13 protein-coding genes and 1 other RNA gene are annotated in these 13,852 nt (G+C 40.9%); 13 read left to right on the top strand and 1 reads right to left on the bottom strand.

Features of this window, described 5'->3' with window-relative positions; translation table 11 throughout:
• Positions 1-23: 23 nt before the first annotated feature.
• The 10 genes from tpiA to M5A78_RS17935 all read left to right on the top strand — a co-directional run bounded on the left by tpiA (position 24) and on the right by M5A78_RS17935 (position 11,092).
• Positions 24-785, top strand: coding sequence for a triose-phosphate isomerase (gene tpiA, locus M5A78_RS17980; RefSeq protein WP_248736664.1), 762 nt, complete (start codon positions 24-26; stop codon positions 783-785).
• Positions 778-2,310 carry a 2,3-bisphosphoglycerate-independent phosphoglycerate mutase gene (gene gpmI / locus M5A78_RS17975; RefSeq protein ID WP_248736663.1) on the top strand — a complete coding sequence of 511 codons (1,533 nt, stop codon included), beginning with the start codon at positions 778-780 and terminating at the stop codon, positions 2,308-2,310. The genes tpiA and gpmI overlap by 8 nt, the downstream gene beginning before the upstream one ends.
• Positions 2,311-2,337: 27 nt before the next feature.
• Entirely contained in the window at positions 2,338-3,636 is a 1,299-nt protein-coding gene (eno, locus tag M5A78_RS17970) for a phosphopyruvate hydratase (protein ID WP_248736662.1), read from the top strand.
• 153 nt (positions 3,637-3,789) lie between these two features.
• The gene (locus M5A78_RS17965; RefSeq protein WP_248736661.1) at positions 3,790-4,707 is read left to right on the top strand and encodes a DUF7916 family protein; all 918 of its coding nucleotides are present in this window, start codon (positions 3,790-3,792) and stop codon (positions 4,705-4,707) included.
• Positions 4,708-4,826: 119 nt separating this feature from the next.
• Positions 4,827-5,060 (top strand): preprotein translocase subunit SecG, encoded by a 234-nt coding sequence (gene secG, locus M5A78_RS17960; protein ID WP_248736660.1) that lies wholly within the window; start codon positions 4,827-4,829, stop codon positions 5,058-5,060.
• Positions 5,061-5,491: 431 nt separating this feature from the next.
• Positions 5,492-6,238 (top strand): alpha/beta hydrolase, encoded by a 747-nt coding sequence (locus M5A78_RS17955; RefSeq protein WP_248736659.1) that lies wholly within the window; start codon positions 5,492-5,494, stop codon positions 6,236-6,238.
• Between the two features lie 25 nt (positions 6,239-6,263).
• Entirely contained in the window at positions 6,264-8,624 is a 2,361-nt protein-coding gene (gene rnr, locus M5A78_RS17950) for a ribonuclease R (RefSeq protein ID WP_248736658.1), read from the top strand.
• Positions 8,625-8,714: 90 nt separating this feature from the next.
• A complete protein-coding gene (gene smpB / locus M5A78_RS17945; RefSeq protein WP_248736657.1) occupies positions 8,715-9,182 on the top strand; it encodes an SsrA-binding protein SmpB in 468 nt (155 codons plus the stop codon).
• A 180-nt stretch (positions 9,183-9,362) separates the two neighbouring features.
• Positions 9,363-9,720, top strand: a transfer-messenger RNA (tmRNA) gene (ssrA, locus tag M5A78_RS17940).
• 874 nt (positions 9,721-10,594) lie between these two features.
• A complete protein-coding gene (locus tag M5A78_RS17935; RefSeq protein WP_248736656.1) occupies positions 10,595-11,092 on the top strand; it encodes a DinB family protein in 498 nt (165 codons plus the stop codon).
• Here M5A78_RS17935 and M5A78_RS17930 read toward each other — a convergent pair.
• Positions 11,089-11,487, bottom strand: coding sequence for a transposase (locus M5A78_RS17930; RefSeq protein WP_248736655.1), 399 nt, complete (start codon positions 11,485-11,487; stop codon positions 11,089-11,091). The two genes, M5A78_RS17935 and M5A78_RS17930, sit on opposite strands and share 4 nt — an antisense overlap.
• Before the next feature lie 474 nt (positions 11,488-11,961).
• On the opposite strand from M5A78_RS17930, the gene M5A78_RS17925 reads away from it, so the two are divergent.
• The 3 genes from M5A78_RS17925 to M5A78_RS17915 all read left to right on the top strand — a co-directional run bounded on the left by M5A78_RS17925 (position 11,962) and on the right by M5A78_RS17915 (position 13,575).
• Positions 11,962-12,279 carry a PadR family transcriptional regulator gene (locus M5A78_RS17925; protein WP_248736654.1) on the top strand — a complete coding sequence of 106 codons (318 nt, stop codon included), beginning with the start codon at positions 11,962-11,964 and terminating at the stop codon, positions 12,277-12,279.
• Positions 12,266-12,835, top strand: a complete 570-nt coding sequence (locus M5A78_RS17920) for a DUF2812 domain-containing protein (RefSeq protein WP_248736653.1) — start codon at positions 12,266-12,268, stop codon at positions 12,833-12,835. The genes M5A78_RS17925 and M5A78_RS17920 overlap by 14 nt, the downstream gene beginning before the upstream one ends.
• 197 nt (positions 12,836-13,032) lie before the next feature.
• Entirely contained in the window at positions 13,033-13,575 is a 543-nt protein-coding gene (locus M5A78_RS17915) for a sugar O-acetyltransferase (RefSeq protein WP_248736652.1), read from the top strand.
• Positions 13,576-13,852: the final 277 nt, after the last annotated feature.

The following is a 13,852-nucleotide window of genomic DNA, read 5'->3' as shown; positions in this document are numbered from 1 at the left end:
ACCCATGAAAGGATGTGCCACTCATGCGTAAACCAATCATTGCAGGGAACTGGAAAATGAACAAAACACTCTCCGAAGCAAAGAGCTTTGCTGAGGAAGTAAAAGGACTTGTGCCTGCCGCAGACAAAATGGAATCTGTCATTTGCGCGCCAGCTTTATTTTTACAAAGCCTTGTGGAAGCAGCCCAAGGTAGCGATGTGAAAATTGGTGCTCAAAACATGCACTTTGAAGAAAGCGGTGCGTTTACAGGTGAGATTAGCCCGAAAGCACTCGAGGACCTCGGTGTTCAATATGTTATCATCGGTCACTCGGAGCGTCGGGAAATGTTTAATGAAACAGATGAAGCTGTTAACAAAAAGACGCTTTCTGCTTTTAAATACAATCTAACACCAATCGTTTGCTGTGGTGAAACTCTAGAGCAACGTGAAAATGGCGAAACCAATAACCTAGTCGGTGACCAAGTTGCAAAGGCACTAGCAGGATTAACAGACGATCAAGTAAAACAAACGGTGATTGCCTATGAACCAATATGGGCAATTGGTACAGGAAAATCGTCGACATCGAAGGATGCAAATGATGTTTGTGCCCACATCCGCCAAGTTGTGGTCAAACAATTTTCCCAAGATGTTGCTGATGCCGTACGAATTCAATATGGTGGCAGTGTGAAACCAGAAAATATTAAAGAATACATGGCACAATCTGATATTGATGGTGCGTTAGTGGGCGGAGCCAGCCTAGAACCACAATCATTTTTACAATTACTGGAGGCAGGTAAGTATGAGTAAATCTCCAGTTGCTCTCATCATCCTTGATGGCTTCGGCTGCAGGGGTGAGACAAAAGGGAACGCGGTGGCACAGTCCAAAAAGCCAAATTTTGACCGTCTTTGGAACACCTATCCCCATTCTCATTTAACCGCATCGGGTGAGGCAGTTGGTCTTCCAGAAGGACAAATGGGTAACTCGGAAGTAGGACATTTGAATATCGGTGCCGGACGCATAGTTTACCAAAGCTTAACCCGCGTCAACATTGCCATTCGTGAAGGCGAATTTGAAAAAAATGAAACATTCACTGGTGCAATGGAACATGTAAAGAAACACGGTACAGCCCTTCATTTATTTGGCCTACTTTCAGACGGCGGTGTTCACAGCCATATTCAACATATGTTTGCCTTGTTGAAGCTTGCAAAAGAAGAAGGCATTGAAAAGGTATATGTCCATGCCTTCCTTGATGGCCGCGATGTTGGTCAGAAAACAGCAGCAACATATATTCAGCAAACACTGGATAAAATGAAGGAGTATGGCGTTGGCGAATTCGCTACCGTTTCTGGCCGCTATTACTCGATGGATCGAGACAAGCGCTGGGAACGTGTGGAAAAATCATACCGTTCGCTGGTGTATGGCGAAGGTCCTGCTTACAATAATCCATTAGAGGTTGTTGAAGATTCCTACTCACATGGCATTTTTGATGAATTCGTCATCCCGTCTGTGATCACAAAAGAAGATGGCCAGCCAGTGGCAACAATTAAAGATAACGATGCAGTTATTTTTTACAATTTCCGTCCAGACCGTGCCATCCAGATTTCGAATACGTTCACAAACAAAGACTTCCGCGCGTTTGACCGCGGACCGAAGCATCCAAAGGATTTATTCTTTGTCTGCTTAACACATTTTAGTGAAACAGTTGATGGTTATGTTGCCTTTAAACCATCGAACTTGGATAATACTTTAGGTGAAGTTCTTTCACAAAATGGGCTGAAGCAATTAAGAATTGCTGAAACAGAGAAATATCCGCACGTCACCTTCTTTATGAGCGGCGGCCGTGAAGAGAAATTCCCTGGCGAAGAGCGGATTCTAATCAACTCACCAAAGGTTGCGACTTACGACCTTCAACCTGAAATGAGCGCTTATGAAGTAACGGATGCCTTATTGAAGGAAATACAAGAGGATAAAGTTGATGCCATCATTTTAAATTTTGCTAACCCTGATATGGTTGGCCACTCAGGCATGCTTGAACCAACGATTAAAGCGATTGAAACCGTGGATGAGTGCTTAGGAAAAATTATTGATTTAATCCTTGAAAAAGGTGGCTCAGCGATCATCACTGCTGACCACGGAAATGCCGACGAAGTTATTACACTAGAAGGCGAGCCAATGACCGCGCACACGACTAATCCGGTACCAGTAATTGTCACCAAGCAAGGTGTGGAATTACGTGACGGCGGTATCCTTGGAGACTTAGCTCCAACTATGTTAGACTTATTAAAGCTTCAACAACCAGCAGAAATGACTGGAAAATCATTAATTAAATAATCATATTATTTTTAAGGAGAGATTTGAATGCCATTTATTGCAGATGTATACGCTCGTGAAGTATTAGATTCCCGTGGGAACCCAACAGTTGAAGTTGAAGTATTTACAGAATCAGGCGCTTTTGGTCGCGCATTAGTTCCAAGTGGTGCTTCTACTGGTGAATATGAAGCAGTGGAACTTCGTGACGGTGACAAAGGACGCTACCTTGGTAAAGGTGTTCTTAAAGCAGTAGACAATGTAAACGAAATTATTGCGCCATATCTTGTTGGCGAAGAGTTCAGTGTGTTAGATCAAGTTTCAGTTGATCACGCGTTAATCGAGCTTGATGGAACAGACAACAAAGGTAAATTAGGTGCCAACGCTATCCTTGGTGTGTCCATGGCCGTTGCACATGCAGCAGCAAACTACCTAGATATTCCTTTATACCAATACCTTGGCGGCTTCAATTCTAAACAGCTTCCAGTACCAATGATGAACATCGTTAACGGCGGCGAACATGCTGACAACAACGTTGACATTCAAGAGTTCATGGTTATGCCTGTTGGTGCACCAAACTTTAAAGAAGCACTTCGCATGGGTGCGGAAATTTTCCACACTTTAAAAACAGTTCTTAAAGGCAAAGGTCTTAATACAGCTGTTGGTGACGAAGGCGGTTTTGCACCAAACTTAGGCTCAAACGAAGAAGCACTGCAAACAATAGTGGAAGCAATCGAAAAAGCAGGTTACAAGCCTGGCGAAGAAGTTATGCTTGCAATGGATGCAGCATCTTCAGAGTTTTACAATAAAGAAGATGGTAAATACCATCTTGCAGGTGAAGGTGTTGTGAAAACTTCTGCAGAAATGGTTGATTGGTACGAAGAGCTTGCTAATAAATACCCTATCATTTCAATTGAAGACGGTCTTGATGAAAATGACTGGGAAGGTCACAAGCTTTTAACAGAACGTCTTGGTAAAAAAGTTCAATTAGTTGGTGATGATTTATTCGTTACGAACACGAAGAAGCTAGCTGAAGGTATCGAAAAAGGAATTGCAAACTCCATCCTCATTAAAGTTAACCAAATTGGTACTTTGACTGAAACTTTCGATGCAATTGAAATGGCAAAACGTGCTGGCTACACTGCCGTTATCTCACACCGCTCTGGTGAAACTGAAGATAACACGATTGCTGACATCGCGGTGGCAACAAATGCAGGTCAAATCAAAACGGGTGCACCATCTCGTACAGACCGTATCGCAAAATACAACCAATTGCTTCGCATTGAAGATAATTTAGGTGAAACAGCTCAATTCAACGGAATTAAATCTTTCTATAACTTAAGCAAATAATTTTTGCATCCAAAGGGCACTCAGCATATTGAACTGCACCCTCATTGTTGGACACATTCTAACAATGAGGGGTGCAGTTCACAAATGAGTGCCTTTTTTCTACCACAATCCTCGATATTGTGGTATTTTTTGTATAAAGAGGAGGCGAAAAATATGAAACGTTTGTTAGATTGTACAGCATCTGATTTTGAAAAAATGAATGGAAGGGATTTGCGGCAATCGATCCTCGCATCGGAAGGAAGAACGATTGTTGCTGAGGTAATCGGTGCTGTTACCCCTTATTATCCTGCGGTAACCAACGCGGAAATGGCTGCTGCCTTTGGTGCCGACCTTATTTTACTAAACTACTTTGATGTATTTAACCCGAGCATGGAGGGATTAGAAGTTGAGGTGCCTGACACCCTGGTTCAGACCTTGAAAAAGCTTGTTGGACGTCCAATTGGTCTTAATTTAGAGCCGGTTGATGTGGATGCTGAGACGGTAGAAGCCTTAAATAAGCTCCCAGAGGGTAGACTGGCAACGGAAAAATCACTGCAAAAAGCGAAGGACCTCGGGTTTGATTTTGTCTGTTTAACAGGAAATCCGAAAACGGGTGTCAGCAATGCGGAAATAACAAAGGCAATTCAGAGGACACGGAGGATTTTCGGTCCAGAGGGCTTGATCATCGCAGGAAAAATGCATAGTGCTGGAGTGGCTGGCGAGGTTGGCAGTAGCCTTATGTCCACGGAGACACTGCATTCGTTTATCGAAGCAGGAGCGGATATTATCCTTATCCCTTCACCGGGAACAGTTCCGGGCTTCACCGTCGAAAAAACGGCAAAATTAGTAGACGTAGTTCATGAGAAGGGCGCGCTGGCCATTCTGACAACAGGTACGAGTCAAGAAGGCGCGGATGAAGCGACGATTAAGCAAATTGCCTTAAATAGTAAAATGGCTGGGGCAGATTTATTTCATGTAGGTGATGCTGGTGCCGCAGGTATGACGATTCCAGAGAACATTACAGCCTATTCGATTGTCGTAAGAGGCAAGAGACACACATATGTAAGGATGGCAGCCTCGATTTTACGATAACCAATAGGGATTATCACATCATTCTTATAGCCTTTTACAAATAACTCTATTGTTAAAAGGGAAATATTATGGTAAATTTAATATACTGTGAAATGTACGTCTAACAGGAGGTGGCCTTCATGCATACATTTATCGTAATCTTATTAGTTATTGTAAGTATTGGACTTATTGGGGTTGTCTTACTTCAATCAGGTAAAAGCGCTGGATTATCCGGTGCCATTTCTGGTGGTGCTGAATCCCTATTCGGCAAGCAAAAAGCACGAGGTATTGACTTGATTCTACATCGTATTACGGTTGTATTATCAGTATTGTTCTTCCTTCTTGCCCTAGCCGTTACTTACTTTAAAATCTAATATTAGACAGTTAAAACCCGGCCGCGAGCCGGGTTTTTGTTGTTGTGGATCGTTTTTTGCTGTGATACCTAAGGGGATTTTAAGCGTTGGGATAAGTCTTAGTTGGCGGAATCCCATCTCGGGTTGGCGGAATAAATCCGATAGACGGCGGAAATAATCCGAGATGGCGGAATCCCGTCCCGAGTTGGCGGAATCCCGTCCCGAGTTGGCGGAATATATCCAAAAGTTGGCGGAATAATCCCCAAAGTTAGCGGAATCCCGTCCCAAGTTAGCGGAATCACAACACATACCAGCGATATCTAAATTTCAATCTGTTTTGAAAAATAATTTTCAGCAGAACATATCTCCGTCAAAAGTCTTTTTTCTAGCATGTTCACCACTTCATTGCTTAAACTAAAATAAGCTAATAGTAATTAAGGGAGTTTTTTTACATGAAAGTCACTATACCGAAACCATTTACTTTTAAAGGAGGAAAAAGGGCAGTCCTCTTGCTTCACGGTTTTACTGGCAATTCGGCAGATGTCCGGATGCTTGGACGTTTCCTTGAAAAAAAAGGCTACACCTGCCATGCACCTCATTACAAAGGTCATGGAGTACCTCCTGAAGAACTTGTACATACTGGCCCTGAAGACTGGTGGCAGGACGTCATAAATGGATATGAATTTTTAAAAAATAAAGGCCATGAAGAAATCGCTGTTGCTGGACTCTCTCTTGGCGGCGTATTTTCCTTGAAATTGGGATACACTGTACCTATAAAAGCAATTGTACCGATGTGCGCACCCATGCATATAAAAAGTGAAATAGTTATGTTTGAAGGAATTCTCGAATATGCTCGTGAATTTAAAAGTCGAGAAGGAAAAACGGACGAGCAAATCGAAATGGAAATGAATGAGTTTAAAAAGACACCAATGAAAACATTAAAGGCACTTCAACAATTAATCGCCGATGTCCGAGAAAATGTCGATATGATTTATGCACCTACCTTTGTGGTTCAGGCTCGTCACGATAAAATGATTAACACGGAAAGTGCCAACATTATTTACGAGAACATAGAGTCAGTAATAAAGGAAATCAAATGGTATGAAGAATCCGGCCACGTCATTACGCTTGATAGGGAACGTGATCAACTGCACGAGGATATTTATGCCTTTTTAGAAAAGTTAGACTGGCACGATTAATAAAGTACCCTAAGGAGGGATCAGTTTGGAAGATAACATACAAAAGCACATTGATAAGCTTTTGCAATATATGAGGGACGAGGCATATAAGCCATTAACCGTCCAAGAGCTGGAAGAGGCATTTGGCATCCAGGACTCAAGTGATTTTAAAGAGTTTGTCAAAGCACTCGTCCAAATGGAAGAAAAGGGGCTGGTGGTTCGCACCCGCAGCAACCGTTACGGTCTGCCGCAAAAAATGAACTTAATTCGCGGAAGGTTGATTGGCCACGCGAAAGGCTTTGCGTTTGTGACGCCGGATGAACCGGGAATGGATGATATTTTTATACCCCCTAATGAAACAAACACGGCCATGCATGGAGATACCGTTTTAGCTCGAGTTTCATCAGAAACCTCAGGGCAGCGCCGGGAAGGCAGTATTATTCGCATCATTGAACGAGGCGTCCAGCAAGTCGTGGGAACATATGTCGAAAGCAAAAGCTTTGGCTTTGTCATTCCTGATGATAAAAAATTTGCCAGTGATATTTTTATTCCCAAAACCGCATCTAAGGGAGCGGTCGAAGGACATAAAGTCGTTGTAAAGCTCATCACGTATCCCGAGGGTAGAAAAAGTGCGGAAGGTGAAGTCATTACGATTCTTGGTCACAAAAACGACCCAGGAGTGGACATTCTATCCGTCATACATAAGCACGGCTTGCCGATGGCTTTTCCCGATGATGTACTAGAGCAGGCAAATAACACGCCAGATACAATTGATGATAGTGAATTGGCCAATCGTCGCGATTTACGGAACGAAACAATTGTTACCATTGATGGGGCTGATGCCAAAGACCTTGATGACGCTGTTACCGTTACCAAGCTTGGAAATGGCAACTTCAAGCTTGGTGTTCATATCGCCGATGTTAGCTATTATGTAAAAGAAGGAACGCCAATCGACCTCGAGGCAGAGGAGCGGGCCACAAGTGTTTATTTAGTAGACCGAGTGATTCCGATGATTCCGCACCGATTGTCTAATGGAATTTGCTCATTAAATCCAAAGGTTGACCGTCTAACGCTGTCATGTCATATGGAAATTTCACCAGAGGGCACCGTTGTCTCTCATGAAATTTTTCAGAGTGTGATCAAAACAACGGAGCGGATGACCTATCATGACGTGAATCTGATTCTTATTGATAAAGATGAGGAAGCTCGGTCACGGTACGAACCGCTTGTGCCGATGTTTGAAATGATGGAAGAGCTGGCAGCCATTCTCCGCAATAAACGGATGAAGCGTGGCGCCATCGACTTTGACTTTAAAGAATCAAAGGTATTGGTCGATGAGGAAGGCAAACCAACCGATGTTATTCTCAGAGAACGTTCCGTTGCTGAGCGCCTTATTGAAGAGTTTATGTTAGCGGCAAACGAAACGGTGGCTGAGCATTTCCACTGGCTGGATGTTCCGTTTATTTACCGTATTCACGAGGATCCAAAGGAAGATAAGCTCCGGAGATTTTTTGAGTTTATCACCAATTTTGGTTACATTGTGAAAGGGACGGCCAATGATGTACACCCTAGGGCCCTTCAAGAAATTATTGAAGAGGTACAAGGTAAGCCGGAAGAAATGGTGATTTCGACCGTTATGCTGCGTTCGATGCAGCAGGCAAAATATGACCCTGAAAGTCTCGGACACTTCGGATTATCGACCGAGTTCTATACCCATTTCACCTCACCGATTCGTCGTTATCCTGATACCATCGTTCATCGTTTAATTCGTACGTATTTAATCGAAGGAAAGCTCGATGAATCAACAAGGGAAAAATGGAATGCCCGCTTACCTGAGATTGCCCAGCATTCTTCGAAAATGGAGCGCCGTGCTGTGGATGCCGAGCGCGAAACCGACGAATTGAAGAAAGCGGAATACATGGAAGATAAGATTGGCGTCGAATATGACGGGATCATCAGCTCGGTAACCAACTTCGGAATGTTCGTTGAGTTACCGAATACGATTGAAGGCCTTGTCCATGTCAGCTATATGACCGATGATTACTACCGCTTTGACGAGCGGCATCTCGCAATGATTGGCGAGCGGACCGGAAATGTGTTCCGAATAGGAGATGAAATTACCGTTCGGGTGGTAAAAGTTAATAAGGATGAGCGCTCGATTGATTTTGAAATTGTCGGTATGAAGGGTACACGTCGCGAGCGGTCTGAGACGCCGAAGGTTTTTAAAACAGGCAGTGATACGCATAAACCGCGCCGAAATAAGCAGCAAGGTGACCGCAACCAAGGACGAAATCAAAATGGCCAAACACCGGAATCAGCTGGCGGTCAGGGGAACAAAAAGAAAAAGAAACGAAAATTTTACGATAATGTTCCTAAGTCAAAAAGTACAAAGCGAAAAAATAAATAATAAATGTAAGGGGCCTTTGCACAAGGCCTCTTTTGATTGTATGGCTATCATAATTCTGCTAAAATAAAATCCATAGATGAGGTGGAAAAAATGCCAAAAGGTGAAGGAAAAGTAGTCGCACAAAACAAAAAGGCTTACCATGACTATTTTATTGAAGAAACGTACGAAGCAGGCATCGTTCTCCAGGGGACGGAAATCAAGTCGATTCGTGCTGGTAAAGTGAATCTTAAGGATTCCTACGCTCGGATTCAAAATGGAGAAGTCGTTTTATTTGGGATGCATGTCAGCCCATATGAGCAGGGAAACCGCTATAATCACGACCCATTAAGGACACGAACACTGTTGCTTCATAAACGTGAAATTAATAAGCTGATCGGAGAAACGAAAGAGGCAGGCTACGCCCTTATCCCATTGAAGCTTTATTTAAAAAATGGTTTTTGTAAGGTGTTAGTTGGCTTGGCAAAAGGGAAGAAGAATTATGATAAGCGTGAAGCCTTAAAGCAAAAAGAAGCGAAACGTGAAATCGAACGAGTCTTCCGTGATCGTCAAAAGATGTAATATTTCGGTTGCTTGGGCAAAACGCGAAACTTACAAATACTTACAATTGAAAAATCCGTAAAATGTGTTATAATAAGTTTGTCGCTTTGGTGAGCGGCAGAAATTTTTGCTCAAATAATTGTTGAGCATCCTAACGTCTGATGCTAGAATCTTTAACTAGATTTCAGCTCATTTTATAATGGGGACGCTACGGATTCGACAGGGGTAGTTTGAGCTTAGGTTGCGAGTCGAGGGGATCGGCCTCGTTAAAACGTCAAAGCCATAACTGGCAAAACTAACAACAACCTCGCTTTCGCAGCTTAATACTGCATAGCGGTTCCTCCCTCCATTGCCCATGTGGTAGGGTAAGGGACTCACTCTAAGTGGGCTACGCCGGATTCCACCGCCTGAGGATGAAGGAAGAGAACAACCAGGCTAGCTGACCGGACGCCGGTCGATAGGCAGAAGACTCAGCGAAATGCCAATATATCGACTACACTCGTAGATGCTTAAGTGGCGATATCTTTGGACGCGGGTTCGATTCCCGCCGTCTCCACCAATACATATTTGGTGGTTTTTTTATTTTTGTGTAACTTAAAGCATAAAAATGTCACAATGACATCCTTATGCTTAAAAATGATTGGTGACAATATTATGCTTTAAATTGTCACGAGAGTTTTTGTTGATTACTTAAATATGACTGTGAAATAACGCATAAAGTTTCTATTTGGAAACTTTATGCGTTATTTTTTTGAAATTATTTGCTTGATTTCTATAAATGAAAAGGAAAATTGCTTTTTTAAGGTAAAAAATGTTGCATTTTTCTTCTTTAATGTGGTTTTGAAATAAAGTCGCGATGTTTGTAAAAAAGATGCGATGTTTAAAACAAAGTCACGACGTTTATAAAAATGTTGAGAAGATTCGCCCCTTTTGGATAACCCTTTATCTAAATAAAGGGGTGTTTTTATCGTGAAAAGATTATTCCGTTAAAGGGCCATATTGTTGAACAGCACTAGGTTAAAGTTTAGGCGAATTGTAGTCAGGTACATGAAGAAGGAATTTAAACTGGATGAGACGAATAAGTCATAGTGAACTTGGTTTTGTTGTATTCTCAAAATAAATGATTGGAGGATTTCATTGAGAACATTTTTTCGTTATATGATCGACAGTAGCAAATGAAGATGATTTTGATGCGTATGAATGGCTGTTTTCGAAATCGATTGAGGATTATTGTTATCGTCACCCGGAAGATTCGGATTACCCTGCCATGTTGGAGAGAATTAGAAGCTGGAGAGAAATGTATCCCCAATATGGAAGGGACACACTTGGTTTTGGTTTATACCTTTTTAGGAACGATTATTTATACTATACTCAGATTTTTTCATGTCTTTTAACTTTGAAAGATTACACTAAACAGTGAGGAGATTGGTTTTATGCAAGTTGTAGCCAAAATGTTTTTAGAACAACTCGACATGCATTGCTATAAGAATGAGTGGTTTGCATCTATGGATCAGGCGCTTCATGGAGTCATCGCAGCTGAGGCAGCATGGACAAGTTCGGGAATCAGCAATTCGATTTGGCAGATTGTCAACCACTTGACATTTTGGAATGAAGACGTGATCCATCGAATTAAGGGCACAGAGAATCCGCATAAAGCAGAAGGCAATGATGAAACCTTTGGAAATCCGGGGGATCCAGAAGACGAAATTGGGTGGGCCCAGACAGTGCAGCGCCTTTATGAAGTCATGAATAAATTAAAAACGGTCATTGCGGACCTTGACGATGAAAAGTTATCAGCTCCGTATGCAGCTAACAGTTACTCTATTGAGCGTTTACTCAGCAATATCATGATGCACGATACGTATCATCTCGGCCAAATTGTTCTGTTGCGAAAGTTGCAATCCTCTTGGAGTGGCGTTGATTGGTCCTAACGAAATGAATGAGCTGTTTCTGTTAATGCAAAACTTAAATACTTGTTTCTTTTTTTGGTCTTGGCCGATTTCCTCTTACCTGCACTTTCATTCTGTTCTGGTACAAGGCCGGCCCAGGAACACATATGGACTGCACTCGGAAACTGGGATTTCTCATTGGTTCCGACTTCCGACAGAATCTGTTCGGCCATTCTCCTTGCGATTCCGGGAATGGAATCGAGTCTTTCGATATCTTCCTCTTGAGGGACGAGTCTTTTCGCAACTTCCTGATCGAGCAGCTCGATTTGTTGAGTAAGAAAATCAATGTGGCCTAAGATGGTTTTCAACATTAATCGCTGATGAGGGCCAATATAACCTTTCAAGGCCAGTTCTAATTCATCTTTTTTCTTTTTCATGGTGCACCGTGGTCGGTGAAGTCAGACTAACGGATAACGCACCATAGTTCATCGACCTTCCTCTCCCCAGCCGTAGAAGCAGTATTGACGGTTGAAACCCTTTTCATTCTCTGTGGTGAAGCAGTGATTTTACTGCGTCATGGATGGCTAAACGGGTGTGTTAGTCAAATAAATTAGAACTCATGTTTGCAACTCTTTCGCATATTTCATTGTTCAACAATCGGGCGCTTTCCTGTAATAAGGAACAGTGCTTTTTTCATTATAGGGCAATTTAATTGAATAAGACTACACAAAAAGTCGCTTTCCCTTACGTAAGGAAAGCGACTTTTTAGATTGATTTTTCCCTTGTTATCAAGCTTTTTTCTTTAAGTTCCTTTGACTAATTTTGAAAATGTTGTTGACTATTCAGTTGAACTGTACTATGTTATTATTAAGTTGAACTATATAGTCGAACTGAATAGAGGGTGAGGATATATGAAACATAAATTATTACCGTTGTCTGAAACCATGCATTATATTTTATTAGCTCTGCGTGAGCCACTCCATGGCTATTCCGTAATGCAGAAGATAGAAAAGATAAGTAACGGTACTGTTATTTTAGCAGCTGGTACATTATACGGTGCGATTGAAAACTTGAATAAGCATGGTTGGATTGAACCTGTTGGAGAGTCAGGTCGGAGAAAAGTTTATATGATAACTGCGGAAGGAAGCGCCATTTTGAAAATGGAACAAAACAGGTTATTGCATATTTTATCCCTGTACGAAGGAAGTGAATCGAATGAAGAAATTTAAGATGTTTTTTGATATTGAAAAAGAGGAGCAATGGCTGAACGAGCAATTACAAAAAGACTATCGTTGTACAAATATTAGTGGATTAGGAATATACACTTTCGAAAAAACCGACAAGAGATATGTGATGCGACTGGATTATCAAGATTATTTATCAAAGAAAAAGTTCAAAGATTACAAAGGGATATATGAAGACTTCGGTTGGATTTATATAAATGACTCCTGGCTTGGTGGAATTCGATATTGGCAAAAAGAAGATGATGATCAAAATGAAATCTTCTCGGATCGCCAATCAAAGAGTAATTATTATAAAAGATTGATGGGTTATTCATCTGGTTTAGGTATGCTGTTATTGCCTTTTTCTTATATGTTTTACAAGGATTCAGGTTTATATTTAGCTGAAGGTCTTTGGAGTATGAAAGGTGCATTATTTTGGAAAGCATTTTTATTTGAAACTCCATTTGCCCTTTTGAGGTCGCTTCCCGCCCTTATGGTTGTTTTCTTTGGTACCAGTTTCTATAAAGCTTATCGAAAGTATTCAATGTTAAAAGAAAAATAATGCGAGGAGGTTAATTATGAACTTTTTTTAATTCAAAGAAGTAATTGAGGATAATGTATCTACCACAGTCGGGCGCTTTAACGGAAAAAAAAGAAGCGCCCTAAATTTCATTATCGGGCCAAATAATTGAACAACAACTTTATTGAAAAAATGGTAATGTTGTATTAACTCATTAACAATAAAGGGGATTTTAAGATATGCATAATAAAAATAAAGAAAAAGTCTATTATGAACGAGGCACAGAGGAGTTAAAAAAGAAAAACAATCGTGCAAATAAACTTATTCAAGAATTTAATAAAATCGTTGTTGATGAAGCAACAAGGAAAGAGGAAATTATTAAGGACTTGTTTGGGAGTGTGGGCATGAACCCTAGTATAGAACATAATTTCCATTGTGACTTGGGTTATAACATTCATGTTGGCAATGATTTTTATGCTGGATATAATTGCACTATTTTAGATATGGCTGAAGTTAGAATTGGTGACAACTGCATGATAGGACCTAACGTCGGAATATATACTGCTGGTCATTCAATTGAACCTAAAGGTAGGAATAAAAGTGGATATGCAATACCAATAGAAATTGGTAACGATGTATGGATTGGTGGAAGTTGTGTAATCTTAGCTGGAGTTACTATTGGTGATAATTCAATTGTAGCTGCTGGTTCTGTTGTTACAAAAGATGTTCCTGCAAATACAATAGTGGCTGGAAATCCAGCAAAAATATTAAAAAGCATTTAATTTTCAAGCCATAACCATTCAATTAAAGGGCGCTTATCTGTAACAAGGATAGACGCTCATTTTTTTCATTATAGGGCTAGATTGTTGAGTAACTCATTATCAAAACAAATGTATATTTTAGAAGAGATTGTGAAGAAATGTACTTAAACTAAAGAAGCAGTTTAGTTAATTAAGAACCAAGGTAAATAAACCCATAATATAAAAAAACTTTTAGCATAATTTCTATTTTTTTGTTAAAGAATATCATTTGTACTTATTCCATGAAAAGGAGAATAGT

The sequence above is a fragment of the Neobacillus rhizosphaerae genome (genome assembly GCF_937468385.1).
GTDB classification, from domain to species: Bacteria; Bacillota; Bacilli; order Bacillales; family Cytobacillaceae; genus Neobacillus; species Neobacillus rhizosphaerae.
Note: the sequence above shows the minus strand (reverse complement) of the source record. Positions and strands in the feature narration are given on the sequence as shown.

What these genes read in the sequence shown, in the direction of transcription:
- M5A78_RS17930 (WP_248736655.1), bottom strand. Translation starts at nt 11,487, where the DNA reads ATGAAAAAGAAAAAAGATGAATTAGAACTGGCCTTGAAAGGTTATATT.
- secG (WP_248736660.1), top strand. Translation starts at nt 4,827, where the DNA reads ATGCATACATTTATCGTAATCTTATTAGTTATTGTAAGTATTGGACTT.
- M5A78_RS17965 (WP_248736661.1), top strand. Translation starts at nt 3,790, where the DNA reads ATGAAACGTTTGTTAGATTGTACAGCATCTGATTTTGAAAAAATGAAT.
- eno (WP_248736662.1), top strand. Translation starts at nt 2,338, where the DNA reads ATGCCATTTATTGCAGATGTATACGCTCGTGAAGTATTAGATTCCCGT.
- M5A78_RS17925 (WP_248736654.1), top strand. Translation starts at nt 11,962, where the DNA reads ATGAAACATAAATTATTACCGTTGTCTGAAACCATGCATTATATTTTA.
- gpmI (WP_248736663.1), top strand. Translation starts at nt 778, where the DNA reads ATGAGTAAATCTCCAGTTGCTCTCATCATCCTTGATGGCTTCGGCTGC.
- smpB (WP_248736657.1), top strand. Translation starts at nt 8,715, where the DNA reads ATGCCAAAAGGTGAAGGAAAAGTAGTCGCACAAAACAAAAAGGCTTAC.
- M5A78_RS17920 (WP_248736653.1), top strand. Translation starts at nt 12,266, where the DNA reads ATGAAGAAATTTAAGATGTTTTTTGATATTGAAAAAGAGGAGCAATGG.
- M5A78_RS17935 (WP_248736656.1), top strand. Translation starts at nt 10,595, where the DNA reads ATGCAAGTTGTAGCCAAAATGTTTTTAGAACAACTCGACATGCATTGC.
- tpiA (WP_248736664.1), top strand. Translation starts at nt 24, where the DNA reads ATGCGTAAACCAATCATTGCAGGGAACTGGAAAATGAACAAAACACTC.
- M5A78_RS17915 (WP_248736652.1), top strand. Translation starts at nt 13,033, where the DNA reads ATGCATAATAAAAATAAAGAAAAAGTCTATTATGAACGAGGCACAGAG.
- M5A78_RS17955 (WP_248736659.1), top strand. Translation starts at nt 5,492, where the DNA reads ATGAAAGTCACTATACCGAAACCATTTACTTTTAAAGGAGGAAAAAGG.